This is a genomic window from Kitasatospora sp. NPDC001660 (assembly GCF_053596725.1).
Window position 1 is genome coordinate 37,279 of the sequence record NZ_JBSFGU010000011.1, and the last position, 26,225, is coordinate 63,503.

20 protein-coding genes, 1 tRNA gene, 1 other RNA gene, 2 pseudogenes and 1 riboswitch are annotated in these 26,225 nt (G+C 72.7%); of the genes and pseudogenes, 20 read left to right on the plus strand and 4 right to left on the minus strand.

Features of this window, described 5'->3' with window-relative positions:
• Window positions 1–104: 104 nt before the first annotated feature.
• On the minus strand, window positions 105–299 hold the full coding sequence (locus ACWCXH_RS14625) for a hypothetical protein (RefSeq protein ID WP_329929192.1): 195 nt from the start codon (window positions 297–299) through the stop codon (window positions 105–107).
• Window positions 300–649: 350 nt separating this feature from the next.
• Between ACWCXH_RS14625 and ftsE the strand changes: the two genes are divergently transcribed.
• The 8 genes from ftsE to ACWCXH_RS14665 all read left to right on the plus strand — a co-directional run bounded on the left by ftsE (window position 650) and on the right by ACWCXH_RS14665 (window position 9,619).
• Complete coding sequence (gene ftsE / locus ACWCXH_RS14630; RefSeq protein ID WP_063349173.1) at window positions 650–1,339, plus strand: cell division ATP-binding protein FtsE; 690 nt, start codon at window positions 650–652, stop codon at window positions 1,337–1,339.
• Between the two features lie 77 nt (window positions 1,340–1,416).
• Window positions 1,417–2,328: a permease-like cell division protein FtsX gene (gene ftsX / locus ACWCXH_RS14635; RefSeq protein WP_449801788.1), complete on the plus strand. Its 912-nt coding sequence runs from the start codon at window positions 1,417–1,419 to the stop codon at window positions 2,326–2,328.
• A gap of 113 nt (window positions 2,329–2,441) precedes the next feature.
• Entirely contained in the window at window positions 2,442–3,587 is a 1,146-nt protein-coding gene (locus ACWCXH_RS14640; protein ID WP_449801789.1) for a S41 family peptidase, read from the plus strand.
• Between the two features lie 44 nt (window positions 3,588–3,631).
• On the plus strand, window positions 3,632–4,108 hold the full coding sequence (smpB, locus tag ACWCXH_RS14645; protein ID WP_449801790.1) for an SsrA-binding protein SmpB: 477 nt from the start codon (window positions 3,632–3,634) through the stop codon (window positions 4,106–4,108).
• Between the two features lie 86 nt (window positions 4,109–4,194).
• Window positions 4,195–4,576, plus strand: a transfer-messenger RNA (tmRNA) gene (ssrA, locus tag ACWCXH_RS14650).
• 128 nt (window positions 4,577–4,704) lie between these two features.
• Complete coding sequence (locus tag ACWCXH_RS14655; protein WP_449801791.1) at window positions 4,705–7,008, plus strand: HelD family protein; 2,304 nt, start codon at window positions 4,705–4,707, stop codon at window positions 7,006–7,008.
• A gap of 347 nt (window positions 7,009–7,355) precedes the next feature.
• Window positions 7,356–8,828 (plus strand): malic enzyme-like NAD(P)-binding protein, encoded by a 1,473-nt coding sequence (locus ACWCXH_RS14660; RefSeq protein ID WP_449801792.1) that lies wholly within the window; start codon window positions 7,356–7,358, stop codon window positions 8,826–8,828.
• Window positions 8,829–9,337: 509 nt separating this feature from the next.
• Window positions 9,338–9,619: an HU family DNA-binding protein gene (locus ACWCXH_RS14665; RefSeq protein WP_030059737.1), complete on the plus strand. Its 282-nt coding sequence runs from the start codon at window positions 9,338–9,340 to the stop codon at window positions 9,617–9,619.
• 75 nt (window positions 9,620–9,694) lie between these two features.
• Here ACWCXH_RS14665 and murA read toward each other — a convergent pair whose 3' ends face one another.
• Window positions 9,695–11,035, minus strand: a complete 1,341-nt coding sequence (murA, locus tag ACWCXH_RS14670) for a UDP-N-acetylglucosamine 1-carboxyvinyltransferase (RefSeq protein WP_449801793.1) — start codon at window positions 11,033–11,035, stop codon at window positions 9,695–9,697.
• A gap of 290 nt (window positions 11,036–11,325) precedes the next feature.
• Here murA and ACWCXH_RS14675 point away from each other — a divergent pair, with 290 nt between their 5' ends.
• From ACWCXH_RS14675 to ACWCXH_RS14705, 7 genes and pseudogenes are all read left to right on the plus strand, one after another.
• The gene (locus ACWCXH_RS14675; RefSeq protein ID WP_449801794.1) at window positions 11,326–11,919 is read left to right on the plus strand and encodes a YqgE/AlgH family protein; all 594 of its coding nucleotides are present in this window, start codon (window positions 11,326–11,328) and stop codon (window positions 11,917–11,919) included.
• A gap of 61 nt (window positions 11,920–11,980) precedes the next feature.
• A complete protein-coding gene (locus ACWCXH_RS14680) occupies window positions 11,981–12,256 on the plus strand; it encodes a DUF3039 domain-containing protein (RefSeq protein ID WP_218200374.1) in 276 nt (91 codons plus the stop codon).
• A 32-nt stretch (window positions 12,257–12,288) separates the two neighbouring features.
• On the plus strand, window positions 12,289–12,630 hold the full coding sequence (locus ACWCXH_RS14685) for a glycoside hydrolase family 20 zincin-like fold domain-containing protein (RefSeq protein WP_449801795.1): 342 nt from the start codon (window positions 12,289–12,291) through the stop codon (window positions 12,628–12,630).
• Window positions 12,606–13,096: pseudogene (locus ACWCXH_RS14690) on the plus strand (family 20 glycosylhydrolase); the annotation flags it as partial. The gene ACWCXH_RS14685 and the pseudogene ACWCXH_RS14690, both read left to right, overlap by 25 nt.
• 267 nt (window positions 13,097–13,363) lie before the next feature.
• Window positions 13,364–14,230, plus strand: a complete 867-nt coding sequence (locus ACWCXH_RS14695) for an FAD binding domain-containing protein (protein WP_449801917.1) — start codon at window positions 13,364–13,366, stop codon at window positions 14,228–14,230.
• 71 nt (window positions 14,231–14,301) lie between these two features.
• Window positions 14,302–14,758, plus strand: a pseudogene (locus tag ACWCXH_RS14700) ((2Fe-2S)-binding protein); the annotation flags it as partial.
• Window positions 14,759–15,428: 670 nt separating this feature from the next.
• Complete coding sequence (locus ACWCXH_RS14705) at window positions 15,429–17,756, plus strand: xanthine dehydrogenase family protein molybdopterin-binding subunit (protein WP_449801796.1); 2,328 nt, start codon at window positions 15,429–15,431, stop codon at window positions 17,754–17,756.
• Between the two features lie 66 nt (window positions 17,757–17,822).
• Here the strand turns inward: ACWCXH_RS14705 and ACWCXH_RS14710 are convergent.
• A tRNA-Cys gene (locus ACWCXH_RS14710) sits at window positions 17,823–17,894 on the minus strand.
• A gap of 131 nt (window positions 17,895–18,025) precedes the next feature.
• Window positions 18,026–18,091: riboswitch (guanidine-III (ykkC-III) riboswitch) on the plus strand.
• A 45-nt stretch (window positions 18,092–18,136) separates the two neighbouring features.
• On the opposite strand from ACWCXH_RS14710, the gene ACWCXH_RS14715 reads away from it, so the two are divergent.
• Together ACWCXH_RS14715 and ACWCXH_RS14720 are read left to right on the plus strand one after the other, a co-directional pair.
• Window positions 18,137–18,451, plus strand: a complete 315-nt coding sequence (locus tag ACWCXH_RS14715; RefSeq protein ID WP_449801797.1) for a DMT family transporter — start codon at window positions 18,137–18,139, stop codon at window positions 18,449–18,451.
• Between the two features lie 94 nt (window positions 18,452–18,545).
• The gene (locus ACWCXH_RS14720; protein WP_449801798.1) at window positions 18,546–19,982 is read left to right on the plus strand and encodes an MFS transporter; all 1,437 of its coding nucleotides are present in this window, start codon (window positions 18,546–18,548) and stop codon (window positions 19,980–19,982) included.
• Window positions 19,983–19,985: 3 nt separating this feature from the next.
• Here the strand turns inward: ACWCXH_RS14720 and ACWCXH_RS14725 are convergent, their stop codons facing one another.
• Window positions 19,986–21,272 (minus strand): hypothetical protein, encoded by a 1,287-nt coding sequence (locus ACWCXH_RS14725; RefSeq protein WP_449801799.1) that lies wholly within the window; start codon window positions 21,270–21,272, stop codon window positions 19,986–19,988.
• 414 nt (window positions 21,273–21,686) lie between these two features.
• Between ACWCXH_RS14725 and ACWCXH_RS14730 the strand changes: the two genes are divergently transcribed.
• Genes ACWCXH_RS14730 through ACWCXH_RS14740 form a run of 3 tightly spaced genes read left to right on the plus strand, consistent with a single transcriptional unit; the run spans window position 21,687 to window position 26,202 of the window.
• A complete protein-coding gene (locus tag ACWCXH_RS14730) occupies window positions 21,687–22,331 on the plus strand; it encodes a class F sortase (RefSeq protein ID WP_449801800.1) in 645 nt (214 codons plus the stop codon).
• Window positions 22,328–23,653 (plus strand): alpha/beta hydrolase, encoded by a 1,326-nt coding sequence (locus ACWCXH_RS14735; protein WP_449801801.1) that lies wholly within the window; start codon window positions 22,328–22,330, stop codon window positions 23,651–23,653. Before ACWCXH_RS14730 ends, ACWCXH_RS14735 begins: the two co-directional genes overlap by 4 nt.
• A complete protein-coding gene (locus ACWCXH_RS14740; RefSeq protein ID WP_449801802.1) occupies window positions 23,650–26,202 on the plus strand; it encodes a rhomboid family intramembrane serine protease in 2,553 nt (850 codons plus the stop codon). The genes ACWCXH_RS14735 and ACWCXH_RS14740 overlap by 4 nt, the downstream gene beginning before the upstream one ends.
• The last annotated feature ends 23 nt before the right edge of the window (window positions 26,203–26,225 follow it).

The window sequence follows — 26,225 nt, forward strand, 5'->3', positions numbered from 1 at the left end:
GCCGGCGCAAGCAGCGCGAGACCGGCGCGGAGTAAGCGCGGGCAGGCATGACGCGAAGGCCCCCGACCGCTGTGGTCGGGGGCCTTCCTCCGTCTCGTCGCGCCTCAGGCCAGCGCCTGCCGGGCGATCAGCGCCACCGCGAGCAGTCCGGCCAGCAGGGCCAGCAGCATCGCGGGGGAGAGCGCGGCGAACGGGCCCTGCTGCTCCTGCAGTCGGGCCCGGTTGGCGCGGCACACCGGGCAACGGCCTTCGCTCACGCGTCCGTTGCAGTTGGCGCACACCAGATGGTCGCAGGTCATGCGATCTCCTCCTCGCTGCTAGAGCCAACGCACCGGACGGGGCTTTGGTTCCTTCGCGTGCCCTGTGCGGGGGAGCGGCCGGGCACGGTCGCTCCCTCCACTCTGCCAGGTTCTGACCGTTCCGGCTCCCGGGCTGTGAGATGCCTCGCAATTTTCGGGGCATAAGGGGACATTATCCCCCAACTTCCGGCTGCCGTCCTCATCGGGCCCTGCAGGCCGACGGCGGATTCGCGTATGGTCCCAAACCGGGAGCGGCTCTTTCCGCTTCCTTCGCCCGCCCCCGGACCGGGCCGCCCGGGGCGGACCGACCGAGGACTGGCGCCGCCTAGGATGGCCTCCGTGATGCAGCCGTGATCAGATTCGACAACGTCTCCAAGACCTATCCCAAGCAGAACCGTCCCGCCCTGGACAACGTCTCGCTGGAGATCGAGAAGGGTGAGTTCGTCTTCCTGGTCGGCTCGTCCGGCTCGGGCAAGTCCACCTTCCTGCGCCTTTGCCTGCGCGAGGAGCGACCCTCGACGGGCGAGGTGCACGTGCTCGGCAAGGACCTGGGCAAGTTGTCCAACTGGAAGGTGCCGCACATGCGCCGCCAGCTGGGCACCGTCTTCCAGGACTTCCGTCTGCTGCCCAACAAGACCGTCGCGCAGAACGTCGCCTTCGCCCTCGAGGTGATCGGCAAGCCCAAGAGCGCCATCAACAAGGTGGTGCCCGAGGTGCTGGAGCTGGTCGGCCTCGGCGGCAAGGAGGACCGCATGCCGGGCGAGCTCTCCGGTGGTGAGCAGCAGCGCGTCGCGATCGCCCGCGCGTTCGTGAACCGGCCGATGCTGCTGATCGCGGACGAGCCCACCGGCAACCTCGACCCGCAGAACTCGGTCGGCATCATGAAGCTGCTCGACCGCATCAACCGCACCGGCACCACGGTGCTGATGGCCACCCACGACCAGGCCATCGTCGACCAGATGCGCAAGCGCGTCATCGAGCTCGACAAGGGCCTGCTGGTCCGTGACCAGGCCCGCGGCGTCTACGGATACCAGCACTGATCCACCGTCGCTGAACCGTAGGGCCCGCCGGCCCGAGCCGTCCGACCAGCAGTACCGACCCTGGAGTTGTCACACGCATGCGCGCGCAGTTCGTCCTGTCGGAGATCGGTGTGGGTCTCCGCCGCAACCTGACGATGACCATCGCGGTCGTCGTCAGTGTCGCGCTCTCCCTCGCCCTCGCCGGTTCCTCGCTCCTCGTCCGCGACCAGGTGAACTCCATGAAGGGGTACTGGTACGACAAGGTCGAGGTGAGCATCTACTTCTGCACCAAGTCCGACGCCCGGAACTCGCCGCAGTGCGACAAGGGCGCGGCCACCGACCAGCAGGTGCAGGACATCAAGGCCCAGCTGGACAAGATGGACACGGTGGTCCAGTCGGCGACCTTCGAGAACTCCGCCGACGCCTACAAGCACTGGAAGGAGATGAACCCGGACAACCCGCTCATCTCCGTCCTGGGCCCGGACGCCATGCCGCAGTCCTGGCGGGTGAAGCTGTTCGACCCGACGAAGTACGACGTCATCCAGAGCGCCTTCGCCGGAAAGCCGGGCGTCAAATCGGTCGAGGACCAGCGGAAGATCCTGGAGAACCTCTTCGGCCTGCTGAACGGCCTGCAGACCGCGGCCTTCGTCATCATGGTGCTGATGCTGTTCGTCGCGTTGCTGCTGATCGTCAACACCGTCCGGGTGTCGGCGTACAGCAGGCGGCGTGAGACCGGCATCATGCGCCTGGTCGGCGCCTCGAACTTCTACGTCCAGATGCCGTTCATCGCCGAGGCCGCGTTCTCCGCGCTGCTGGGGGCCGTCATGGCCTCCGGACTGCTGCTCGGCGGGCACTTCTTCGTCCAGAACTGGCTGGCCGACCGGGTGCAGTTCATCCACTTCATCGGGCTGAGCTCGGTGCTCGCGGTGATCCCGCTGCTGGTCGTGGTCGGTATGGGCATGGCCGGTATCGCGGCGTTCTTCACCCTGCGCAAGTACCTCAAGGTCTGAACCCGCAGGCCCCGTGCGGCCCCGGACGGCACTGCGCCGTCCGGGGCCGCCGCCGTTGGTGCTCGGCCCGTTCCGGCCCGCTGCGCCGCGCACGGTGTCTACACTCCGATGCCATGCTCGAAACTCCGTGCAGGGCACGTCAGGTGGCCACCCTCAGCCTGGTGTTCGGCGCCGTGCTGCTGGCCGGAGCCGCCACCGGCGCCTGGGGGGACCCGAGCGAAGCGCCGCGCCGCCCGTCCGCGGACACGGCCCGGCCGCCGTCCGTCGGCTCGGTCGTCACCGCGGACCCGGCCGGCGCCGAGCTCTCCGAGCAGCAGGCCGAGCGCCTGCTCGGCGCCAGCGGCGACCGCTGGGGCGCGTACTACAGCGCCCGCGAGTACGCGGAGTTCAGCCAGGGCCTGGACGGCCGCTACCTCGGCGTGGGCCTGTCGGTCGGCCGCGGCGAGGACGGCGTCACCGCGGTGTCCCGGGTCGCCCCGGGCGGGCCGGCCGCCGCGGCCGGGATCGTTCCCGGCGACCGGCTGCTGAGGATCGACGAGGAGCAGGCCGACCGCCTGCCGGTCACCGAGGTGGTCGCCCGGCTGCGCGGCCAGGGCGGCGAGCGCAGGGCCGGCTCCGAGGTCACCCTCGCCGTCCGGCGCGGGGACGGCGAGGTGCGCGAACTCCGGCTGCGCCGCGCCGTCCTGGACAGTCAGCAGGTCACCGCGGAGCACCTCGACAAGGGCGTGCTGCGGGTCACCGTGCGGGCCTTCACCACCGGCGTGGCCGAGCAGGTGCGCGCCGTGCTGCGCGCCCCGCACACCGGCGTGGTGCTCGATCTGCGCGGCAACTCCGGCGGGTTGGTCGACGAGGCCGTCGCCACCGCCGGGGCCTTCCTGGACGGCGGCGCGGTCGGCTCGTACCAGGAGCGCGGCGACACCAGGGAGTTGACCGCCCCGGCCGGCGGCGACCAGCGCACCCCGCTCGTGGTGCTGGTGGACGGCGGCACGATGAGCGCCGCAGAACTGCTCGCCGGCGCGCTCCAGGACCGCAGCCGCGCCGTCGTGGTGGGCTCGCGGACCTTCGGCAAGGGCACCGTCCAGCAGCCGAGCCGGCTCGCCGACGGCGCCGTGCTGGAGATGACCGTCGGCCGCTACCACACCCCGGCGGGCCGCTGCCTCGACGGCACCGGCCTCACCCCGGACGTCCCCGCGTCCGGCTCCGAGGACGTGGACGCCCTGGCTCTGCGCGTCCTCGCGGGGCTCGGCACCCGGCCCTAAAACGGCTGCCCAGCGGGGCGCCGAAGTGCGAGAATGAGCGAGCTATGGCAAAGGAAACCGGACAGAAGCTGATCGCGCAGAACAAGAAGGCGCGACACGAGTACACGATCCTCGACACCTACGAGTGCGGCCTCGTGCTCACCGGCACCGAGGTGAAGTCGCTGCGCGAGGGGCGGGCCAACCTGGTCGACGGCTACGCGTACATCCAGAACCACGAGGCGTGGATCGACAACGTCTTCATCCCCGAGTACACCCAGGGGACGTGGACCAACCACGCCGCGCGGCGCAAGCGCAAGCTGCTGCTGCACAAGCTGGAGATCCGCAAGATCGAGACCAAGGTCCGCGACGCGGGCCACACCCTGGTCCCGCTCTCGCTGTACTTCAAGGACGGTCGGGTGAAGCTCGAACTCGCGCTCGCCGTCGGCAAGAAGCTGTACGACAAGCGCCAGGCGCTGCGCGAGAAGCAGGACACCCGCGAGACAGCACGCGCGGTGGCCGCGGCCCGACGGCGCCAGGGTTAATCCGCTGGACCCCCGCCCGTCGCCTCGCGTACTATGGCGCCAGCAACACGGACGGTCATCGTCCGAGCTGTTTCTCAACAAAACATGGGGATGATCGGTTTCGACAGGGGATGTTGAAACAGGGGAAGCGAGCCGAGGAACGCGGCAATGATCTCGTTAACCACGTGTCGCAAAAAAATAATCGCCAACTCTAAGCGCGATTCCCAGCAGTTCGCTCTCGCTGCCTGATAAGCAGCGATAGCGCTTGGGTGTCAGACCGGGGAGTTCCCGACCCGGACCCTGGCATAATCTAGGGAACTCAACCGTCCGCCCGGGCTGCGGGGGTGGATGGGAAATCAAACAGCAGCTGGGCCTGTTGGCGGCTTGTCCGTGTGACCGCCAGGGCCGAGAAAAGCACAGCGGACTGCGCTCGGAGAAGCCCTGAATTAACTCCACTGGACCCGGGTTCGATTCCCGGCATCTCCACCACCCCATGTTCACAGTGAAGGCCGTCCACCGCATTGCGGAGGGCGGCCTTCGCGCTTCCGCCGAGCGAGGCGTAGGATCATCCGTCCGCTCGTCTTCCGGAGCCGGATTCCGCCGCAACCACCGAGGCCATGCAGAGCAACACGGACACCACCGCCGCCACCGACCACGAGACCGTCCGCGCGCGTGAGATCGCCGGTGAGCAGCGCCACCTCGACACCGTCTACCGCCGCCTGGAGGAGAAGCTCGCCGAGGCCGAGTACATCCTCGAGGACGCCGCCAAGCGGGTCCACGTCGGCACTCCCGGCGCACTCGCCGAGCGCGACGCCCAGGTCTACCGGGCCGGCGCGCACCTCCAGCGGCTCAACAACGAGTTCGAGGACTTCCTGTTCGGCCGGATCGACCTCCAGCGGGCCGACGCGCCGGAGGAGCACGGCATCCCCTCCAACACCCCGCTCGACCCGGCCGACCCGGCGGTGGCCGAGACCCTGCACATCGGTCGGCTCGGTGTGCTGGACGCCGAGTACGGCCCGCTGGTGATCGACTGGCGGGCGCCCGCCGCCGCGCCGTTCTACCGCGCCACCCCGGTCGAGCCGGGCCGGGTGATCCGCCGCCGGGTGATCCGCTCCAAGGGCCGCAAGGTGATCGGCGTCGAGGACGACCTGCTGCGCCCCGACCTCACCCCCACCCTGGACGGCGAGGAGCTGGCGGTGGTCGGCGACGGTGCGCTGATGGCCTCGCTCGGCCGCGCCCGCAGCCACTCGATGCGCGACATCGTCTCGTCCATCCAGAAGGAGCAGGACGAGGTCATCCGCGCCGCCGCAGGCGGTGCCACGCTCGTCACGGGCGGCCCCGGCACCGGAAAGACCGCCGTCGCCCTGCACCGCGCCGCGTACCTGCTGTACCAGGACCGCCGCCGCTACGCCGGGGGCATCCTGGTCGTCTCGCCGACCCCGCTGCTGGTCTCCTACACCGAGGGCGTGCTGCCCTCGCTCGGCGAGGAGGGCCAGGTGGCCATCCGCGCGATCGGCTCGCTGGTGGACGGCATCGAGGCGGGCACCTACGACAGCCCCGAGGCGGCCCGGGTCAAGGGTTCGGCCCGCATGGTGCAGCTGCTGCGCCGGGCCGCCCGCGCGGCGCTGGAGCTGGGCGCGCCGCAGGAGCTGAAGGTGGTCGCCCGCGGCGAGGTCCTGAAGCTGGACGCGGGCCGGCTCAAGGCAGTCCGCGGCAACGTGGTGGGCTCGGGCGGCACGCCGCTGAACCTGCTGCGGCCGCGCGCCCGCCGGCTGCTGCTGGACGCGCTGTGGCAGGAGGCCACCAGGCACCTGCCGAAGCCCACCGACCACTACGCCCGCGAGCAGCGCCAGGAGGAGAAGGAGTCCTTCGACGAGTACGTCTCGGACGAGGCGGCGTTCCTGGACTTCCTGGACGCCTGGTGGCCGGCGCTGTCCCCGCGCAAGGTGCTCGGCACCCTCAAGCAGTCGCGCCACACCAACCGGATCGCCCGCCGCGCCGTCACCCCGGACGAGGCGAAGCTGCTGGCCGCGTCCTGGCGCCACCTGTCGGCGGACGGCACGGGCGCGCTGTCCGCGCACGACGTCGCGCTGGTGGACGAGCTCCAGGTGCTGCTCGGCGAGCCGGCCCGGCCGAAGGTCCGCGAGGTGGACGCGGTGGACCTGCTGACCGGCCTGGAGGAGGTCACCACCTTCGCCGACCGCAGCGCCCGCCAGCGCGACCGCCAGCCGCTGGAGCGCAAGGAGTACGCCCACGTGATCGTGGACGAGGCGCAGGACCTCACCCCGATGCAGTGGCGGATGATCGGCCGCCGGGCCCGGATGGCCACCTGGACGATCGTCGGGGACCCGGCCCAGTCCTCCTGGCCGTTCCCGCAGGAGGCGCAGGCCGCGCTGGACGAGGTGCTGGCCGGCAAGCAGCGCCGCCGTTTCACGCTGACCGTCAACTACCGCAACCCGGCCGAGATCGCCGAGGTGGCGGCCAAGGTGCTGGCGCTCGCCGCGCCGGGCACACCCTCGCCGAGCGCGGTGCGCCACGTCGGGGTGGAGCCGCGCTTCGCGGCCGTCACCGAGCCGTCGCCGGAGGCCTTCGGCGCGGCGGCCCGGGTCGAGCTGGAGCGCCTGCTGTCCGAGGTGGACGGCACCGTCGCGGTCGTCGTGCCGATGGACCGCCGGGCCGAGGCGGCCGGCTGGGCCGAGGGCCTGGGCGAGCGCGTGGTGGCGCTGGGCAGCCTGGAGGCGAAGGGCCTGGAGTACGACGCGACCGTGGTGGCCGACCCGACCGGCATCGCCGGCGAGTCGGAGGCGGGCCTGCGGGTGCTCTACGTGGCGCTCACCCGGGCGACCCAGCGGCTGACCGTGCTGTCCGGCCCGGACGACCTGCCGGACGCGGCCGGCGTGCCCGCGCTCCTGCACGGCTGACGACGGGTCCGCGGCGCACGAAGAAGGCCCCTCACCGGATGGTGAGGGGCCTTCAGACGCTTACGACACCGACCCGCCATGCTCGCCTCGCGGCAAGTGGTCCCTCTGAGGGACGAAGGTTGGGCCCGGGGGCTTGGATCGAGCCGGTGTCCCGTCCAATGTAACGCATCGGCCCGGAGAGGCAAGAAGCTGTCGGGGTCGTTGTCGGGCGCTTGTCGGGTCCGGACACTCAATGAACGTTATTTCTGGCTACGCGCCGGTAGGTGCGACGATCGAGGTCTAGCATGCGCAGGTGATGCCTTCAACAAAATGTTGAACCTGCCGATGGATGGAAGAGGGAAGCGTCGATGGCGACGGTGCCAAGTGTCTCCAACTCGATCACGGTGCGGCTCGAGGTCCCGGCCCGGGGCAACGCGGTCAGTGCGATCACCACGGCGGTCGAGTCCTCCGGCGGATCGGTCACCGGCCTCGACGTCACCGCCTCCGGCCTGGAGGCACTGCGGATCGACGTGACCGTGGCCGCCTCCTCGGTGGCGCACGGTGAGGAGATCGTCGAGAAGCTGCGGGCGATCGACGGCGTGTCGATCGGCAAGGTCTCGGACCGTACGTTCCTGATGCACCTCGGCGGCAAGATCGAGATGTCGTCCAAGCTGCCGATCCGCAACCGCGACGACCTCTCCATGATCTACACCCCGGGTGTCGCCCGGGTCTGCATGGCGATCGCCGAGAACCCCGAGGACGCCCGCCGCCTCACCATCAAGCGCAACAGCGTCGCGGTCGTCACCGACGGCTCGGCGGTGCTCGGCCTCGGCAACATCGGCCCGGCGGCGGCGCTGCCCGTCATGGAGGGCAAGGCGGCCCTGTTCAAGCGCTTCGCCGGCATCGACGCCTGGCCGATCTGCCTGGACACCCAGGACACCGACGAGATCGTGGCCATCGTCAAGGCGATCGCCCCCGGCTTCGCCGGCATCAACCTGGAGGACATCTCCGCGCCGCGCTGCTTCGAGATCGAGGCCCGGCTGCGCGAGGCCCTGGACATCCCGGTCTTCCACGACGACCAGCACGGCACCGCGATCGTGGTGCTCGCCGCCCTCACCAACGCGCTGAAGGTGGTCGGCAAGGAGATCTCCGACATCCGCGTGGTGATGTCGGGCGCCGGCGCCGCCGGCACCGCGATCCTCAAGCTGCTGCTGGCCGCCGGTGTCGAGCACGCCACCGTCGCGGACGTGCGCGGCGTGGTCCACCAGGGCCGCGACGACCTCAACGACAGCCTGCGCTGGATCGCCGAGCACACCAACCGCTCGGGCCGCACCGGCAGCCTCAAGGAGGCCGTGGCGGATGCGGACGTCTTCATCGGCGTGTCGGCCCCGAACGTCCTGGACGGCGACGACCTGGCCACCATGGCCGACAGCGCGATCGTCTTCGCGCTGGCCAACCCGGACCCGGAGGTCGACCCGGCGATCGCCCGCCAGACCGCCGCCGTGGTGGCCACCGGCCGCAGCGACTTCCCGAACCAGATCAACAACGTGCTGGTCTTCCCGGGCGTCTTCCGCGGCCTGCTGGACGCCCAGAGCCGCACCGTGAACACCGAGATGATGATCGCCGCCGCCCGGGCGCTGGCCACCACCGTCGGCGACGACGAGCTGAACGCCAACTACATCATCCCGAGCGTCTTCCACAAGGACGTCGCCAAGACGGTGGCCTCCGCGGTGCGCGAGGCGGCCCTGGCGGGTGCTCAGACGGCCCCCGCCCCGGCCCGTCCGACCCCCGGCATCGTCGGCACCCTCGACACGGCCTCCTTCCCCACCGTCAAGCTCTGACGGGGGAGCCCGCGGCCGCGTCGCGGATCGGTCAAATGACCGAATAGTGCCCGTACTCGCCCAAGCCCGCCCCGAACCCTTGCGACACAAGGGCGAGGGGCGTGTTTGGGCTTGTCGTGCCTAGGGCGTACGGTAGCCCTGCACGGGGCAGGCGTGTCCGACAAGTACGGAACGTCCCCCTGGTCTTCCGGCGTGTCGTCCCGACCGCCGCCCGCGCCCGGTCTGCCGGAGCCGACGGAGCGTCACACCTCCAACGGGCGGGCGATGTTCGGGTGGCTCGGCCGGGGCCCGATTGGCTTTCTCGGGGCCGGTCGGGGCAGGATTCGTATCCAGGCGGGCGGGCGGGCCTTCGAAGGCTCCGGCGCGCGGCATCGGGTACGGACCCGGCCTGCGACCACGCATTGCCTGCATGAGCACAGTGTGCGGACCTGCGGCCTATCCGGGTGCCCCCCGGTGGGAGCACCGATGGGCCCCCGCACACCGCAAGCGAACAGACCACAGGAGTACACATGAACCGCAGTGAGCTGGTGGCCGCGCTGTCCGAGCGCGCCGAGGTGACCCGCAAGGACGCCGACGCCGTTCTGGCCGCCTTCGCCGAGATCGTCGGCGAGGTCGTCGCCAAGGGCGACGAGAAGGTCACCATCCCCGGTTTCCTGACCTTCGAGCGCACCCACCGCGCTGCCCGCACCGCCCGCAACCCGCAGACCGGCGAGCCGATCCAGATCGCCGCGGGCTACAGCGCCAAGGTGAGCGCCGGCTCCAAGCTGAAGGAAGCCGCCAAGGGCGCCTGAGTCACCCCTTGAACGCCCGAGAGGCCGGGCTCCCCGCGGGGAGCCCGGCCTCTCGCCGTACCGTCGGTCAACGGGTCAGGCGTCGACCAGCTGCTCGCTGGGCAGCTCGACGTGGGCACCGAGGTCGCGCAGCTTCTCCATGAAGTTCTCGTAGCCGCGGTTGATCAGGTCGATGCCGTGCACGGTCGAGGTGCCCTCGGCCGCGAGCGCCGCGATCAGGTACGAGAAGCCGCCGCGCAGGTCCGGGATGACCAGCTCGGAGCCGATCAGCTTGGACGGGCCGGAGACGACCGCGGAGTGCAGGAAGTTGCGGGCGCCGAAGCGGCACGGGGTCGCGCCCAGGCACTCGCGGTAGAGCTGGATGTGGGCGCCCATCTGGTTGAGCGCGCCGGTGAAGCCGAGCCGCGACTCGTACACCGTCTCGTGGACGATGGACAGGCCGGTCGCCTGGGTCAGCGCGACCACCAGCGGCTGCTGCCAGTCGGTCTGGAAGCCCGGGTGCACGTCGGTCTCCAGGGCGATCGCCTTGAGCTCGCCGCCCGGGTGCCAGAAGCGGATGCCCTCGTCGTCCACCTCGAAGGCGCCGCCGACCTTCCGGAAGGTGTTGAGGAAGGTCATCATCTCCAGCTGGCGCGCGCCGCGGACGTAGATGTCGCCCTTGGTGGCCAGCGCGGCACAGGCCCAGGAGGCGGCCTCCAGGCGGTCCGGCAGCGCGCGGTGGGTGTAGCCGCCCAGCTCGTCGACACCGGTGATCAGGATGGTCCGGTCGGTGCCCAGCGTGATGATCGCGCCCATCTTCTGCAGCACGCAGATCAGGTCGACGATCTCCGGCTCGATGGCGGCGTTGCGCAGCTCGGTGACGCCCTCGGCGAGGACGGCGGTGAGCAGCACCTGCTCGGTCGCGCCGACCGACGGGTAGGGCAGTTCGATCTTGGTGCCGCGCAGGCGCTGCGGGGCGACCAGGTAGGTGCCCTGCGGGTGCTTCTCGATCGTGGCGCCGAACTGGCGGAGCACCTCGAAGTGGAAGTCGACCGGGCGGCCGCCGATGTCGCACCCGCCGAGGCCGGGGATGAAGGCGTGGCCGAGGCGGTGCAGCAGCGGGCCGCAGAAGAGGATCGGGATCCGCGAGGAGCCGGCGTGCGCGTCGATGTCGGCGACGTTGGCGCTCTCGACGTGCGACGGGTCGAGGATCAGCTCGCCGTCCTCGTCGCCGGTGCGCACGGTGACCCCGTGCAGCTGGAGCAGGCCGCGCACGACCTTGACGTCACGGATGTCCGGGACGTTGCGCAGTCTGCTGGGGCCCTGGCCGAGGAGGGCGGCGACCATGGCCTTGGGGACCAGGTTCTTCGCACCGCGGACGCGGATCTCGCCTTCGAGCGGGTTTCCGCCGTGGACCAGCAGGACGTCGTCGGTCATCGTTCTCGCAATCCGGGGTGCCAGAGGAAATGGGGAAGGGCTCCGGAGAGCCGGTGGTGGACCGGTCGTACGGGCGCGTTCGGGCCCCCGGCGAAACCGAGTCGGCACCGTGTAAGGGCGTCCACCATGCGTAGATGGTAGTAGGCGTGCCGATGGTTCCCGTGAGCCTCTCCCGTGATGGTGCTCTCTTCGGAGGCTGCGGCGCCCGTCGGTGCGGCCGTACGGGTGTTCGTCCGGCGTGGCGAGGTTTCGTGTGTTGCGGTGTCCGCGCCCGGCCGTTCTGCGGGATCATGTGTGGCATGACGGCGGCCCATTCCCACGGAGGCCGGTCCCACACCGGCAGTCTGCTCGTCGCGACGCCCGTGCTCACCGATCCGAACTTCGCCCGGGCGGTGGTGCTCCTCCTCGACCACGACGCCGAGGGGGCGCTCGGTGTCGTGCTCAACCGGCCGACACCCGTCGAGGTGGGCAGCGTGCTGGACGGCTGGGGGCGGCTGGTCGGGCAGCCGGCCGTGGTGTTCCAGGGCGGGCCGGTGGCGCTGGACTCGGCGCTCGGGCTGGCGCTGGCCCCGGGGGAGCCGGGCAGCGGCGAGCCGCTCGGCTGGCGGCGGGTGCACGGCGCGATCGGGCTGGTGGACCTGGAGGCGCCGCCCGAGGTGCTGGCCGGCGAGCTGGGGAGCCTGCGGATCTTCGCCGGGTACGCGGGCTGGTCGCCCGGGCAGCTGGAGGCGGAGATCGAGAGCGGCGCCTGGTACCTGGTGGACTGCGAGCCCGGGGACATCTCCAGCCCCGAGCCGGAGCGGTTGTGGCGCTCGGTGCTGCGCCGCCAGCGCGGCCCGCTGGCGCTGCTGGCGACCTACCCGGACGACCCGACGCTGAACTGAGGGCGGGGCCGCCGGTGCGACACTGGCCGGGTTTCCCGGGGCGCCCATAGACTTGGCACCTATGAGCACTCTTGAGCCCGAGCGCGGCCTCGGCACCGGCACCCTGGTCGAGCCCGTCCCGCAGGTGTCCAACGGGGACGGCGACCACGAGCGCTTCGCGCACTACGTCCAGAAGGACAAGATCATGGAGAGCGCGCTCTCCGGATCGCCCGTGGTGGCGCTCTGCGGCAAGGTGTGGGTGCCCGGGCGCGACCCGAAGAAGTACCCGGTCTGCCCGATGTGCAAGGAGATCTACGACGGCATCGGCAAGCCGCAGGGCGGGGACGACAACAAGTAGTCCCACGGGGGTGCTACACCGCGCGGTTCTGCATGGTGCGGCGTTTCCGCAGTGGTCCACGCCGATCGTTCCGGCGCGGGCAGGATGCCGGAACGGACCTCGTTCCCGCACCTTCGAGTGCCGTCCGCCGCCCAGGCGGGGACTTCCCCCTCGACGACGCCACCACGCTGACCGCCCCGCCCGCGCCGGCCGACGCCGCGCGCTGGCTGCGCACCGCGCTGTCCGCGGCGACCGGGCTGCCGCTCGGTCCGGGCGGTCCCGGGACGGGCATCGAACTGGTCCACGACGAGGCGCTGGCCGCCGAGGCGTACCGGATCGCGGTGGGCCCGGGCCACGTGGTGGTCGCCGCCTGGCCGAGCGCGGGCGGCGGCTGATCGGCTGGGACGAGATCCTGGAGGGCGGCCTCGCGCCGGGCGCCGCCGTCTCCTCGTGGCGCGGCTTCGGCGGCGGGATCGCCGCGGCGCTGGCCGGGCACGACGTGGTGATGTGCCCCGAGCAGCACGCCTACCTGGACCACCGGCAGGCGGACGGCCCGGACGAGCCGATCCCGGTCGGGTTCGTCCGGACGCTGGAGGACGTGTACCGGGCCTTCCCGCGGCTCGCCGCCTTCGCCGAGGCGGCCTGGTCGGACCTGCCCGCCGACCGGCCGAGCGCGACCACCCGGCCTTCGCGCGCCGGCTGGAGGCGCACCTGGCGGTCCTGGACGCGCTCGGCGTCGAGTACCGCCCGCCCGGCGGTCCGCATCCGTGGCAGCGCCGGCCCGGGGTGGCCGGCCGCCCGATCGAGGGCCCGCCGCCCGTCCGGCGATCACCCGTACCGGGAACTTCTGAGTGCTCGTAAGACGTCAAGAACAGATGAACATCTGCCTCGGACCGTCCCGGGTCGGGGCAGATACCGCCCGGTATCCGTCCCAATCGGGCAGACCCGTTCACCGGCCCCGAAGTGATCATCGAGCATTGTGTGCCAGAGTTGCCCAACCCGGCCCGATCGCCCGTACCCTACGGGCCAGGCCGGGCTGCTGACGCGGACACCACGGCCGAAGGCCGCAGGCGGCAGGCGATCGATGAGTAAGTGGAGCACGGTGGGACCCAGGTGAACCGGACGATCATGCTGCCGGCCTCGCTCGACGAGGCCGTCGACGCGCTGGCCGCCGCCCCGGCCGCGGTACCCGTGGCCGGCGCCACCGACCTGATGGAGGCCGTCAACGCCGGCCGGCTGCGCCCCGCCGCCCTCGTCGGCCTCGGCCGGATCACCGAACTGCGCGGCTGGCGCTACGAGGACGGCGGCACCGCCGTGCTCGGCGCCGGGCTCACCCACGCCCGGATGGACCGCCCCGACTTCGCCGCGCTGATCCCCGCCCTCGCCGACGCCGCCCGCACCGCCGGGCCGCCGCAGGTCCGCAACGTCGGCACCCTCGGCGGCAACATCGTGACCGCCGCTTCGGCCGGCGACACCCTCCCGGTGCTCGCCGCCCTGGAAGCCACCGTCACCCTCGCCCGGGCCGGCGGCAGCCGGGAGGTACCGGTCAGTCACCTCCTCACCGGCCTCGACCCGGTGCGCCCCGGCGAACTGCTCACCTGGGTGCGCGTCCCGCTGCTGCACGCGCCCCAGGTCTTCCTCAAAGCGACCGGCCGCAGCGGCCCGGCCCGCGCCACCGCCTCCGTCGCCCTCGTCCTCGACCCCGCCCGGCGGTCCGTGCGCTGCGCCGTCGGCGCCGTCGCGCCGGTGCCGCTGCGTCCGGTGGAGGCCGAGGCCTGGGTGGCCGGCTGCATCGACTGGGACGGCAGCCGGGAGATCGACCCCGCCGCGACCGCCGCCTTCGGCGAGTACGTCGCCGCCGCGTGCGTCCCCGACGGCTACGGCGCCGAGGGCGCCTGGGAAGCCGTGACCGAGGGGCCGAGCGCGGCCGCCGTTCGGCTGCGGCGTACCGTGTCGGTGCTGGCCCGACGGGCACTGGGAAGGGCGCTGAAGTGACCACAGACCCCATCGACACCCTCGACGCCGACCCGCTCGGCTTCTCCCCGCAGGTCAGCCGCGAGCTGCGCCCCTGCGCGTCCTACACCCTGCGGGTCAACGGGTTCGAACGGCCCGTCACCGACGCCTGGATCGGCGAGAGCCTGCTCTACGTGCTGCGCGAGCGGCTCGGCCTGGCCGGCGCCAAGGACGGCTGCGAGCAGGGCGAGTGCGGCGCCTGCTCGGTGCAGGTGGACGGCCAGCTGGTGGCGGGCTGCCTGGTGCCCGCCGCGCTGGCCGCGGACAGTGAGATCAACACCGTCGAGGGCCTGTCGGCGACCGGCGGCGCGAGCGACGTCCAGCAGGCGCTCGCCGAGTCCGGGGCGGTGCAGTGCGGCTACTGCGCGCCCGGCATGGCGATGGCCGTGCACGACCTTCTGCAGCGCAACCACCGGCCCACCGAGGTCGAGGCCCGGCAGGCGCTGTGCGGCAACCTCTGCCGCTGCACCGGCTACCGCGGGGTGCTGGCCGCCGTCCAGAGCGTCGCCGACGCGCGCGCCCTGGAGGCCGAGGGGGCGGAGGAGGCCGCCCTCGCCGAGGAGGCCGCCGCTGCGGTGTCCACCGCCGAAGGGTCCGCCGAGCAGCTCGCCCACCCGGCCGTCGAGGTGCCGGCCGAGGAGCCCGTCGTCGAACCGCCCGTCTACACCGACGCCGACGCCTGGATCGAGCACGTCCCGCAGCCGCCCGCCGAGGAGCCGGCCGCCGCCGTCACCGGCCACGGCCTGCCGTACGGCGCCGACGGCCAGGCCGGCTACGACACCGGGGTGTACGACACCGGCGGGTACGACACCGCGGGCGGCCCCGCCCAGGTGGCCGACGACCAGGTCTACTACCAGCCGCAGGGCTACCCCGAGCAGCTGTACCAGGCCACCCCCGCGCACGGCACCTACCTGCCCGGCACCGGCTACCCCGAGGGTTACCCCCAGCAGCCCGGCTACGACGGCGGCTACGACGCTCCCGTCTACGAGCCCACCCCCGCCCACGGCACCCCGGTGCCCGGCCCCGCCTTCGACGGCACGCCCGGCCCCGCCTTCGACGGCACGCCGTACGTCCCCACGCCCCCGCACGGCGGCCCGGCCGAGGGCGCCGCCCCGGCCGGCGTCCCGTACGGCGCCACCCCCGCCCACGGCATCCGGCTCCCCGAGGACGACCACGCATCATGACGTCGCCTACCGACATCGGCGCAGCAACCCAGCAGGACGGCGACGAGGCCGACGCGCCGGAGCCGTTCGGGCTCGGCAGCTCGCCGCTGCGCAGCGACGCCCTGCCCAAGGCGCTCGGCATCTACCCGTACGCCGCCGACCTGTGGGCCGAGGGGCTGCTGTGGGGCGCGGTGCTGCGCTCGCCGCACCCGTACGCCCGGATCAAGGGCATCGACACCTCGGCCGCGCTCGCCCTGCCCGGCGTGCACGCCGTCGTCACCGCCGCCGACCTGCCGCCCGGACCGGACGGCCTGCCCGACGGCGCCCCGGCCGGGCCGATCGTCGCCGACCGGCCGGTGCTGGCCTCGGGCGTGGTGCGCCACCACGGCGAGCCGGTGGCCGCGGTGGCCGCCGACCACCCGGACACCGCGCGGCTGGCGGTCGGGCTGATCGCCGTCGAGTACGAGCCGCTGGAGGCCGTCACCGACCCCGAGCAGGCCTTCACCGCCCCGCCGCTGCACCCGGACGGCAACCTGTTCCGCCACCTGCCGCTGCGCAGCGGGGACCCGGAGGCGGTCGGCGAGATCGTCGTCGAGGGCCTGTACCAGGTCGGCCGCCAGGACCCGGCCCCGCTCGGTGCCGAGGCCGGCCTCGCCGTGCCGCGCCCGGACGGCGGCGTCGAGCTGCACCTGTCCTCCACCGACCCGCACGGCGACCGCGACCGGACCGCCGCGTGCCTCGGCCTGGAGCCGGACCGGGTCCGACTGGTCGTCACCGGCGTGCCCGGCGCCACCTCGGACCGCGAGGACATCTCCTTCCAGGTCACCCTCGCGCTCCTGGCGCTGCGCACCGGCCGTCCGGTGAAGATGACGCTCACCCGCGAGGAGTCCTTCCACACCCACACCTCGCGCCACCCCGCCCTCCTGCGCTACCGCCACCACGCCGACGCCGAGGGCAAGTTGGTGAAGGTCGAGGCGCAGATCCTGCTGGACGGCGGCGCCTACGCGGACGTCTCCGCCGAGGCGTTGGCGGCCGCGACGGCGTTCTCGGTCGGCCCGTACGTCTGCCCGAACGTCTTCGTGGACGCGTGGGCGGTGCGCACCAACAACCCGCCGGCCGGGCGGATGCGCGGCGAGGGCGCGCTGCAGGCCTGCTTCGCGTACGAGTCGCAGCTGGACCAGCTGGCCGCCCGGGTGGGCGTGGACCCGGTGGAGATCCGCCGCCGCAACGCGATGGCCACCGGCGACCCGATGCCCACCGGGCAGGCGGTCACCTGCCCGGCACCGGTGACCGCGCTGCTGGAGGCCGTGGCCGCCGAGCCGCTGCCCGCGCTGCCGGTGGACGACCCGGACGCCGAGTGGCTGCTGCCGGGCGGGCCCGGCGGTGCCGGTGACCCGGCCGCGGTGCGGCGCGGGATCGGCTACGCCGTCGGCATGGTGCACATGCTCGGCGCCGAGGGCGAGGACGAGGTGTCGACCGCGACCGTGCGGGTCAGCGGCGACCACGCGACGGTGATCTGCGCGGCCGTCGACTCCGGTCAGGGCTTCGCGACGCTGGCCCGGCAGATCGTGCAGACCGTGCTGGGGGTCAGCGAGGTCTACATCGCGCCCGCCGACAGTGACCAGTCGATCGCCGGGCCCTCCGCCCGCGGCCGGCACACCTGGGTGTCCGGCGGTGCGGTCGAGCGGGCCGCGCTGATGGTCCGCCACCAGCTGCTCCAGCCGATCGCCGCCAACTTCGGGATGTCGGTGGAGCTGCTCCAGATCGCCGACGGCAAGATCACCTCGTACGACGGGGTGCTCGGCATGCCGGTCGCCGAGGCGCTGGAGGGCAAGGAGCTGTGGGCCACCGCGCAGTGCCGCCCGCACCCGACCGAGCCGCTCGACGCGGCCGGGCAGGGCGACGCGTTCGTCTCCATCGCGTTCTGCGCGATGCGCGCGGTGGTGGACGTGGACATCGAGCTGGGCGCGGTCCGGGTGGTCGAGATGACCGTCGCCCAGGACGTCGGCCGGGCGCTGAACCCGCGGCAGATCGAGGACCGGATCGAGGCGGGCGTGGCCCAGGGCGTCGGCCTGGCGCTGCTGGAGGACCTGCGCACCGAGGGCGGGGTGCTGCAGAACCCCTCGCTCACCGGCTACCGGCTGCCGACCGCGCTGGACACCCCGGAGGTGCGGATCGCGGCCCTGCTGGAGGAGCGGGACGTGGTCGCGACCTTCGGCGCCAAGGCGGTCAGCGCCGTGCCCGCGGTGGTCGCCCCGGCGGCCGTCGCCGCCGCCGTCCGGGCCGCGACCGGCCTGCCGGTGGGGCGTCTGCCGATCAGGCCGGAGGACGCCGTCGCGGTGTGACGGAGGAACGGCGGAAACGGAATTGCCGGCCGACTCGGAGGAGTCGGCCGGCAATTCCGTTTATCGAGGCCATGACGGGAATCGAACCCGTGTACACCGCTTTGCAGACGGTTCCCTAAGCCACTCGGGCACACGGCCGGTGATTTTTCTTTTACCGCCCCGGCGGGGCCGGTGAATTCATGGTGGCGGAATGCGGGACGGGTCGTCAACGCCGCATTGTAAATTCTGTATGGCAACTCGCGCGGCCGCCCGTGCTACGGTCGCGGGCAGGTGTCCGGATTTTCCCGGCGCCCCGGACGAGCGCGTCGTACCCGGTGACGACAAGACGGCGCAGTTCAGCGGCAACCCGGCCGCTGTGGACTGCGGAGGTTCGTACCGTCATGGCCTGGCTCGTTCTGATCGTCTCGGGTGTCCTGGAGACCGTCTGGGCGGTGGCCCTGGAATCGTCCAAGGGGTTCACCCGCCTCGTCCCCGGTCTCGTCTTCGGCGTCGCCCTGCTGCTGAGCACGGGCGGCCTGGCGTACGCGATGCGCACCATCCCGATCGGCACCGGCTACGCGGTCTGGGTCGGCATCGGCGCGGTCGGCACCGCGTTCTACGGCATGGCCGTCCTGGGTGACGCGGTGACGCCGGCCCGGATCGGCTGCCTGCTGCTGATCGTCTACGGCGTGGTCGGCCTGAAGGTGCTCCACTGACCCGGACCGGGTTTTGCGGCGTAGGTCCCGCGGCGGAGCCGGTCACCTGCTCTGGTCAGGGGTCAAAATGATGGACGGCCCTTACGATGTCAGTATGACCACCGCCTCCCCCACCTCGGTCGACTCCGCCCCGACACCCGTCGACGACGACCCCGGCGGCGGGGTGCTCAGCGGCCGCTACCGCGCCCTGACGCTGGGGATCGTGTCGGTGGTCCTGCTGCTCGCCTTCGAGGCGACGGCCGTCAACACCGCGATGCCGGTGGCGGCCCGTCAGCTGGACGGCCTCGGGCTGTACGCCTTCGCCTTCTCCGGCTACTTCACCACCACGCTGTTCGCCCTGGTCGTCTCCGGCCAGTGGTGCGACCGGCGCGGCCCGCTGCGACCGCTGTTCACCGGCATCGCGGTGTTCGGCGCGGGCCTGGTGGTGGCCGGGACGGCGCCGGGGATGTGGCTGTTCGTGGCCGGGCGCGCGATCCAGGGCCTGGGCGGCGGGCTGGTGATCGTCGCGCTGTACGTCGTGGTCGGCCGGGCCTACCCGGAGCGGCTGCGGCCCTCCGTCTTCGCGGCCTTCTCCTCGGCCTGGGTGCTGCCCTCGATCGTCGGCCCGGTGGTCTCCGGGGCCGTCACCCAGCACCTGGGCTGGCGCTGGGTGTTCCTGGCCGTGCCGGTGCTGATCCTGCTGCCGCTGGCGGTGATGGGCCCGGCGCTGGCCCGCTCCGAGCGCGAGCACCCGGTCCCCAAGGGCGCGGACTTCGACCGCCGGCGGACCGTGCTGGCCGCCATGGCGGCGCTCGGCGCGGGCCTGCTGCAGTACGCGGGCCAGCGGCTGGACCTGATCGGGCTGCTCCCGGCGGCAGCCGGGGCGGCGCTGCTGCTGCCCGCCGTGCTCGGGCTGCTGCCCAAGGGGACGCTGCGGGCCGGGCGCGGACTGCCGACGGTGATCCTGCTGCGCGGTGTGGCCGCCGGGGCGTTCTTCGCGGCGGAGGCGTTCATCCCGCTGATGATGGTCACCCAGCGCGACCTGTCGCCGACGCTGGCCGGGCTCACCCTGACCAGCGGCGGGCTGTCCTGGGCGCTGGGCTCGTGGCTGCAGGGGCGGCCGGGGGCCCAGCGCTACCGCGAGGCGATGATCCGTGGCGGGTTCGTGCTGACCGCGGTGGCGATCGCGGGGGCGGGGCTGGTGCTCGTCCCGGCCGTGCCGGCCTGGGCGGCGGCGGTGGCCTGGGGTGTCGGCGGCATCGGGATGGGGCTGACGGTCGCGAGCGTCAGCGTGCTGATGATGAAGCTGTCCGCGCCGGAGGACGCCGGGGCCAACTCGGCCTCGCTGCAGATGAGCGACGCGCTCGGGAACGTGCTGCTGGTCGGCCTCGCCGGGGTGCTCTTCGCGGCGCTGGGCGGCGGCTCGCCGGCCGTCGCCCACGGGAGCGGCGAAGGCGCCGGTTCGCCCGGGGCCTTCGCGGTGATCTTCCTGACCATGACCGGGGTGGCCCTGCTGGGGGCGCTGGTCTCCGGCCGGGTCCGCAGGGCCTGACGGTCAGCCGGCGGCCGCCGCCCGGGTGCCGAGGAAGCTCTCCCAGCCGCCCGCCGGGGACTGGCCCGGGGCGAGGGTCTGCAGCTTGCGCAGCACCGCCGGGTCCTGGGCGTCCAGCCAGTCGACCAGCTGGCGGAACGACACCAGCCGGACCTCCGGCTTGCCCGCGATGGACTTGAGCGCTTCCTCGACGGCGTTCATGTAGATGCCGCCGTTCCACTCCTCGAAGTGGTTGCCGATGATGTACGGCGCCCGGTTGCCGTTGTAGGCGCGGTCGAAGCCCATCAGGTAGGCGTCGCGGGCCTGGGCCTGGAAGCCCTGGTAGAGCGAGGGGTCGGCCTTGGTGTTGGGGCCGCACTGGTTGAACATGATGTTGTAGTCCATCGACAGCACCTGGAAGGTGTGCCCGGGGAACGGGATGGACTGCAGTGGGAGGTCCCACAGGGCGCCGCCCTGGATCTTGTGCGGCCACACCTGGCTGCCGTTGCCGCTGCTGTCGTAGCGCCAGCCGCGCTTGACGGCGGTCGGCAGCAGGTTGCGTTGGCCCTCCAGGCAGGGGGTGCGGCTGCCGATCAGCTCCTTGCCGTAGTCGAAGGGCAGCGCCGGCAGGTCGGTGAAGCCGGTGTTGGTCCGCCAGTTGGTCACGAAGTCCATGGCCTGCTGGATCTCGCTGTCCCACTCCTCCGGGGACCACTGGCCGACGCCGGTGGAGCCGCAGAAGTGGCCGTTGAAGTGGGTGCCGATCTCGTGGCCCTCCAGCCAGGCGGCGTGGATCTGCTCCAGCGTGTCGTGGATGTGCTGGTCGCTGAGGTAGCCGATCTCGGAGGCGCCGGCCTTGTGCTGGGGCGGGCGGTAGAGGTCCTTCTTGGACTCCGGCAGCAGGTAGAGGCCGCTGAGGAAGAAGGTCATCGAGGCGTTGTGCTCCTGCGCCAGCCGGCGGAAGCGGGCGAACAGGCCGTTGTCGAGCTCGCCGGCGCCGTCCCAGGAGAAGACGACGAACTGCGGCGGGCGCTCGCCCGGCTTGAGCCGCCCGAGGACGGGCTGGTGGGGCTGGAGGCCGGTGTCGGAGGTGGAGCCGTCGCCGATCAGGACGACCTGCGGCTTGACCGGCACGGGCACCGGCATCGGGGCCGGTGCCAGGGTGGCGGTCTGTTCGGGGAGGCCGGCGGGGGTCGGGGTTCCCGTCGCATGCCCGCCGCCGTCGGCGGTGGTGCCCCCGCAGCCCGCCACCAGGGCGGCGGCGCCGGCCGCGCCGGCGGCCAGCAGGGTGCGACGGGAGAGAGCGTCCATGGTCACTCCGTTCATGAGGCGTCCGGCAGGCGTTCGGCAGGCGTGCGGGCGCGCGAAAGTCCGGTCGGACAAGTGAGGTGATAGAACCCGTGACCGCGTCAGGATGGCACGCGAGCGCATTCGGTCTGTGAGTCGCCACGGACGGTCGGAAGTGATCGCCCGATTGATGCAACCGGACGGACTCGCTCCGCGTCGATGGTCGTGCGGGGTCTGACCTGCGGTGCCCAGGTGCGACGCCGCCCCGTTGCGCTCCGTGACAAAGGCTCCACTCGGTGCGGCGGTAGCGGCCCCAACCCTGCCGATTGGGGGGGATTAGTACGACCATCGTATGGACGTGCCTTAGGGTCCCGTCCGGTTCAATTGGTTCTCAGGAAACTCCCAGGGTCGGGAAGTCGTCAGCAGAGGGGAGCGCCCGTGGGCGCCCAACAGCACAGGAGCCCGTGGCCGGGCACCCTCGCGGCCGGAGCCGCGGTGGTCCTCGGTGCCTGGCTGCTGCACGACGGCGGTCCCGGCGAGCCGCCCCCCGCGCCCGGGGCCGGGCAGGCCCTGACCGGCTTCGCCCCGGTGTCGGTCGTCCCGCCGCTCGGCCCGTCCGTGCCGACCCGGATCCGCATCCCCGCCGTCAAGCTCGACGCCCCGGTCACCGGCCTCGGCCTCGAATCCGACGGCCATCTCCAGGCGCCGCCCGCGGCGGACCGCAACCTCGCCGGCTGGTACCGCGGCGGGGCGGCTCCGGGCCAGCGGGGGACCGCCATCATCGCGGGCCACGTGGACAACAAGAGCGGTCCGGCCGTCTTCTACCACCTGGGAGCACTCCACCGCGGCGACCGGATCGAGTTCGTCCGCGCGGACGGCGCCACCGCCGTCTACCAGCTGTACGCCATCGAAGTGCACGACCGAAAGGACTTCCCGGACGACCGGGTCTACCGTCAGGCCGCTGACGCGCAGCTGCGGGTGATCACCTGCGGCGGCGCGTACAGCGAGGAACGCGGCTACGAGGGCAACGTCGTCGCCTACGGGTTCCTGGCCGACACCACCCGGCCGGGGAAAGCCGCATGACCCCGATCTCCCTCGCCTCCCGCTGGAACCCGATCGACTGGCCGCTCACGCACGGCCCGATCCCGTACGCCGTGCTGGCCGCGGGCTGGGGCGCGCTGTTCGCGCTCGCCGTCGCCCGCAACCGCTCGTGGTGGAGCCTGCGGCTGCCGGCCGCGCTGCTCACCGCGGCGGCGCTCAGCCTGCTGCTGAGCGTCGTCGTCGACGGCTGGTGGCACCCGTTCCCGGAGGGCACGCCGCGGTACGTCACATGGTGGATAGCCGTCGCCCTGCTGGGCTTCTGCCTCGTCGGCTACCGGCTGCGCCGGCTGTCCTGGCGGCGCCGCGGGCTCGCGCTCGGCCTGGGCTCGCTGGTGCTGCTGATGGCGGCCTCACAGATCAACATCGGCTTCGGCCAGTACCCGAACGGCCGGGTCATGCTCGCTCCGTTCCTCACGGACACGGGGGCGAAGATCGCCCCGAAGACCTCGCAGACCGCGAGCGCGCCACCGGACAAGGTGCTCTCGGAGGTCTGGGCGCAACCGGCCGACCTGCCCGCCAGGGGCACCGTCTCGCAGGTGCGGATACCCGGGACGAAGTCCGGCTTCCCGGCCCGCAACGCCTACGTCTACCTGCCGCCCGCCTACCAGGCCAACCCGCGGCCGCTGCTGCCGGTGCTCGTCCTGATCACCGGGCAGCCCGGGACCCCGTCGGACTGGGTGCTCAACGCCCAGGTGAACGAGTCGCTGGACGCGTTCGCGGCGCAGCACGGGGGCCTCGCTCCGATCGTCGTGATGCCCGACCAGCTGGGCTCGACCTGGGGGAACACGCTCTGCATGGACTCGAAGATCGCGAAGGCGCAGACCTACCTGGCCGCCGACGTCCCCGACTGGATCGAGAGGCACCTGCAGACCGCGAAGGGGCGCGGGTCCTGGGCTGTCGGCGGCGCCTCGATGGGCGGCACCTGCGCCCTGCAGCTCGGCATCAACGCGCCCGACGTCTACGGCACCGTCCTGGACATGTCCGGCCAGGAGGAGCCCACCCTGGGCACCCGGGAAGAGACCGTCAAGAAGGCCTTCGACGGTGACGCGGCGAAGTTCGAGGCGGTCGACCCGCTCACCCAGATGGCCCGCCGGAAGTTCCCCGACACCGCGGTGGCGATCGTGGTCGGCAAGGGCGACTACGACTTCCGGCCGGGGATGGAGAAGGTCTACCAGGCCGTCCAGACGGCCGGCATGAAGGCGAAGTTCGACCTGTTGCCGGGCGGGCACGGCTGGGGGGCCTGGCGGATCGGCATCGCGGACGAGCTGCCGTGGCTCGCCCGGCAGACCGGACTGCTCAGGTGAGCCGCACCGAGGCGGCCGCACCCGCCGTCGCCCTGCGGGAGGTGGTCGTGGACCAGGAGCCGGTCACCCCCACGCCCGTCACCCGGACCCCGGAGCCCCGGCCGCAGCGCGTGCGGCGGACGGCCCGGCTGGTCGGCGCGCGGCTGCGGTCCGCCCCGCTGACGCTGGCCGCGCTCGTGGTCCTCTGGGGCGTCGGCGCGGCCACCGGCAGCCTGTCCGGCGGGCCGTCCGCACGGCTGCTCCAGCGGGCCGGGGTCGGCGTGCAGACGCTCACCGAGGGCCGCTGGTGGACCCCGTTCACCTCGCTGTTCTGGTGCGCCGGGATCGGCGCGTACGTGTTCACCAGCCTGCTGCTGCTCCTCGTCGGCCCGGCCGCCGAGCGGCGGCTCGGACGGTGGCGCACCCTCGGGGTGCTGGTCGTCGGGCAGATCGCGGGCACCCTGCTCGGTACCGCGCTGGTCGCGGTCGGCTCCGGGGCCGGCGAGCAGTGGACCGACTCGGTGGCCGACCAGGTCGCGATCGGCCCGGGACCCGGCCTGTTCGCCCTGGCCGCGGTGCTCGGCTACCGGCTCACCGTGCTGTGGCGCCGCCGGCTGCACCTGCTCGTGCTGCTCGTCCCGCTGGTCATGACGCTGTACGTCGGCCACCTGCAGAGCGTCCAGCGGTGCGCCGCCGCGCTGCTCGCGCTCGGCGCGGGCGCGCTGCTCACCCGCGGGCGGCTGCACCTGCGCACGCACCGTTCGTCGCACACCGAGACCCGGGTGCTGGTCGCGCTGTGCCTGGTCGCCGCCGCCTTCGGTCCGCTGATCGCCTCGCTGTACGACAACGCGGCCGGGCCGTTCAACACCTTCTCCGAGCTGTACTTCTCGCACCGGCTCAGCCCCGAGGAGGTCGCCGACTTCTGCGCGGTGTCGGTGCACGACTGTGCCCGCGCGCACGCCGTCGAGCGGATCTTCGACACCCCGGGCCGGCTGATGGCGGCGCTGTTCCCGGCGCTGCTGCTGGTGCTCGCCGAGGGGCTGCGCCGCGGGCTGCGGTTCGCCTGGCGGATCACCGTCGTCACCGAACTGCTGTGGGTGGCGCTGCTGGTGTGGCTGTACACCGACTCCGGGCCGGACAACGGGGACGTGATCCAGTACTTCGTCGAGGCGCTGCTGCTGCCGCTGCTGACCACGTGCCTGCTGCTCGCCACCCGGCAGCGGTTCCGGCTGCGGCTGCCGGGCAGGGCGGTCCGCCGGCTGGCGGCGGTCCTGGGCGGTGCCGCGCTGGCGGCCTCCGCCGCGTACGCGGGCCTCGGGGTGCTCGCCGCCGGCCAGTTCGAGCCGGGGGCGACGTTCCGCGGGCTGGTGAACGGGCTGCCCGCGCAGTTCCTGCCGCCCGCCTACAACGACCTGCTGCCGGACTACCCGATCGCGGTCGGCCCGGTGGCGCGGTTCCTGGAGACGTACTGCGGGCTGGCGTTCTGGGCGGTCGCGCTGACCGCGCTGCTGCCGGCCTTCCGCCGGCCGGTGGTGCACACGGACGCCGCGGCCGCGCAGCGGGCCCGGGCGCTGCTCACCGAGCACGGCGGCGGGACGCTGTCCTTCATCACCACGTGGGACGGCAACCACTACTGGTTCGACGAGGAGGGCCGGGCGGCCGTCGCCTACCGGGTGCTCAACACGGTGGCGCTGACCACCGGCGACCCGTTCGGCGAGCCGGCGGCCCGCGCCCGGGCGGTGGCCGGCTTCGCCCGCTACTGCGACGCGCGCGGCTGGACCCCGTGCTTCTACAGCGTCTCCCGGGACACCCGGGCCGCCGCCGAGGAGCTCGGCTGGCGCTCGGTGCAGGTCGCCGAGGACACCGTGGTCGCGCTGCCCGAACTGGCCTTCACCGGCCGCAAGTGGCAGGACATCCGGACGGCCCTCAACAAGGCCGGCAAGCAGGGCATCACCGCCGAGTGGTGGGCCCACCACGAGGCGCCGCTCGCGCTGAAGGACCAGATCCGCTCGATCTCGGAGGAGTGGGTCTCCGAGAAGGGCCTGCCCGAGATGGGCTTCACGCTCGGCGGCCTGGAGGAGCTGGACGACCCGGACGTCCGGGTGCTGGTGGCGGTGGACGAGCACGGCATCGTGCACGGGCTGACCAGCTGGATGCCGGTGTACGAGGACGGCGTGCCGGTCGGCTGGACGCTGGACTTCATGCGCCGGCGCTCGGACGGCTTCCGCGGCGTGAGCGAGTTCCTGATCGCCTCGGCCGCGCTCGGCTTCAAGGAGGAGGGCGCGCGCTTCCTGTCGCTGTCCGGCGCGCCGCTGGCCCGCTCGGGGCAGGACGAGCCCACCGGGCTGCAGCGGATGCTGGACTGGATGGGCCGGGCGCTGGAGCCGGTGTACGGGTTCCGCTCGCTGCTCGCGTTCAAGGCCAAGTTCCAGCCGGAGTACCGGCCGATGTTCATGGCGTACCCCGACCCGGCCGCGCTGCCCAGCATCACCAGGGCGATCGGCAAGGCCTACCTGCCGCACCTGACGGCGGCGCAGGGCGTCCGGCTGATGCGCCGGCTGTCGGGCTGACGGGGAGCGGTTCGGTCGGTCGG

What these genes read in the sequence shown, in the direction of transcription:
- ACWCXH_RS14680 (WP_218200374.1), top strand. Translation starts at nt 11,981, where the DNA reads ATGAGCACTCTTGAGCCCGAGCGCGGCCTCGGCACCGGCACCCTGGTC.
- ACWCXH_RS14660 (WP_449801792.1), top strand. Translation starts at nt 7,356, where the DNA reads ATGGCGACGGTGCCAAGTGTCTCCAACTCGATCACGGTGCGGCTCGAG.
- ACWCXH_RS14735 (WP_449801801.1), top strand. Translation starts at nt 22,328, where the DNA reads ATGACCCCGATCTCCCTCGCCTCCCGCTGGAACCCGATCGACTGGCCG.
- ftsX (WP_449801788.1), top strand. Translation starts at nt 1,417, where the DNA reads ATGCGCGCGCAGTTCGTCCTGTCGGAGATCGGTGTGGGTCTCCGCCGC.
- ACWCXH_RS14665 (WP_030059737.1), top strand. Translation starts at nt 9,338, where the DNA reads ATGAACCGCAGTGAGCTGGTGGCCGCGCTGTCCGAGCGCGCCGAGGTG.
- ACWCXH_RS14720 (WP_449801798.1), top strand. Translation starts at nt 18,546, where the DNA reads ATGACCACCGCCTCCCCCACCTCGGTCGACTCCGCCCCGACACCCGTC.
- ACWCXH_RS14655 (WP_449801791.1), top strand. Translation starts at nt 4,705, where the DNA reads ATGCAGAGCAACACGGACACCACCGCCGCCACCGACCACGAGACCGTC.
- ACWCXH_RS14685 (WP_449801795.1), top strand. Translation starts at nt 12,289, where the DNA reads ATGGTGCGGCGTTTCCGCAGTGGTCCACGCCGATCGTTCCGGCGCGGG.
- ACWCXH_RS14675 (WP_449801794.1), top strand. Translation starts at nt 11,326, where the DNA reads ATGTGTGGCATGACGGCGGCCCATTCCCACGGAGGCCGGTCCCACACC.
- ACWCXH_RS14625 (WP_329929192.1), bottom strand. Translation starts at nt 299, where the DNA reads ATGACCTGCGACCATCTGGTGTGCGCCAACTGCAACGGACGCGTGAGC.
- smpB (WP_449801790.1), top strand. Translation starts at nt 3,632, where the DNA reads ATGGCAAAGGAAACCGGACAGAAGCTGATCGCGCAGAACAAGAAGGCG.
- ACWCXH_RS14705 (WP_449801796.1), top strand. Translation starts at nt 15,429, where the DNA reads ATGACGTCGCCTACCGACATCGGCGCAGCAACCCAGCAGGACGGCGAC.
- ACWCXH_RS14715 (WP_449801797.1), top strand. Translation starts at nt 18,137, where the DNA reads ATGGCCTGGCTCGTTCTGATCGTCTCGGGTGTCCTGGAGACCGTCTGG.
- ACWCXH_RS14695 (WP_449801917.1), top strand. Translation starts at nt 13,364, where the DNA reads ATGCTGCCGGCCTCGCTCGACGAGGCCGTCGACGCGCTGGCCGCCGCC.
- ACWCXH_RS14725 (WP_449801799.1), bottom strand. Translation starts at nt 21,272, where the DNA reads ATGGACGCTCTCTCCCGTCGCACCCTGCTGGCCGCCGGCGCGGCCGGC.
- murA (WP_449801793.1), bottom strand. Translation starts at nt 11,035, where the DNA reads ATGACCGACGACGTCCTGCTGGTCCACGGCGGAAACCCGCTCGAAGGC.
- ACWCXH_RS14640 (WP_449801789.1), top strand. Translation starts at nt 2,442, where the DNA reads ATGCTCGAAACTCCGTGCAGGGCACGTCAGGTGGCCACCCTCAGCCTG.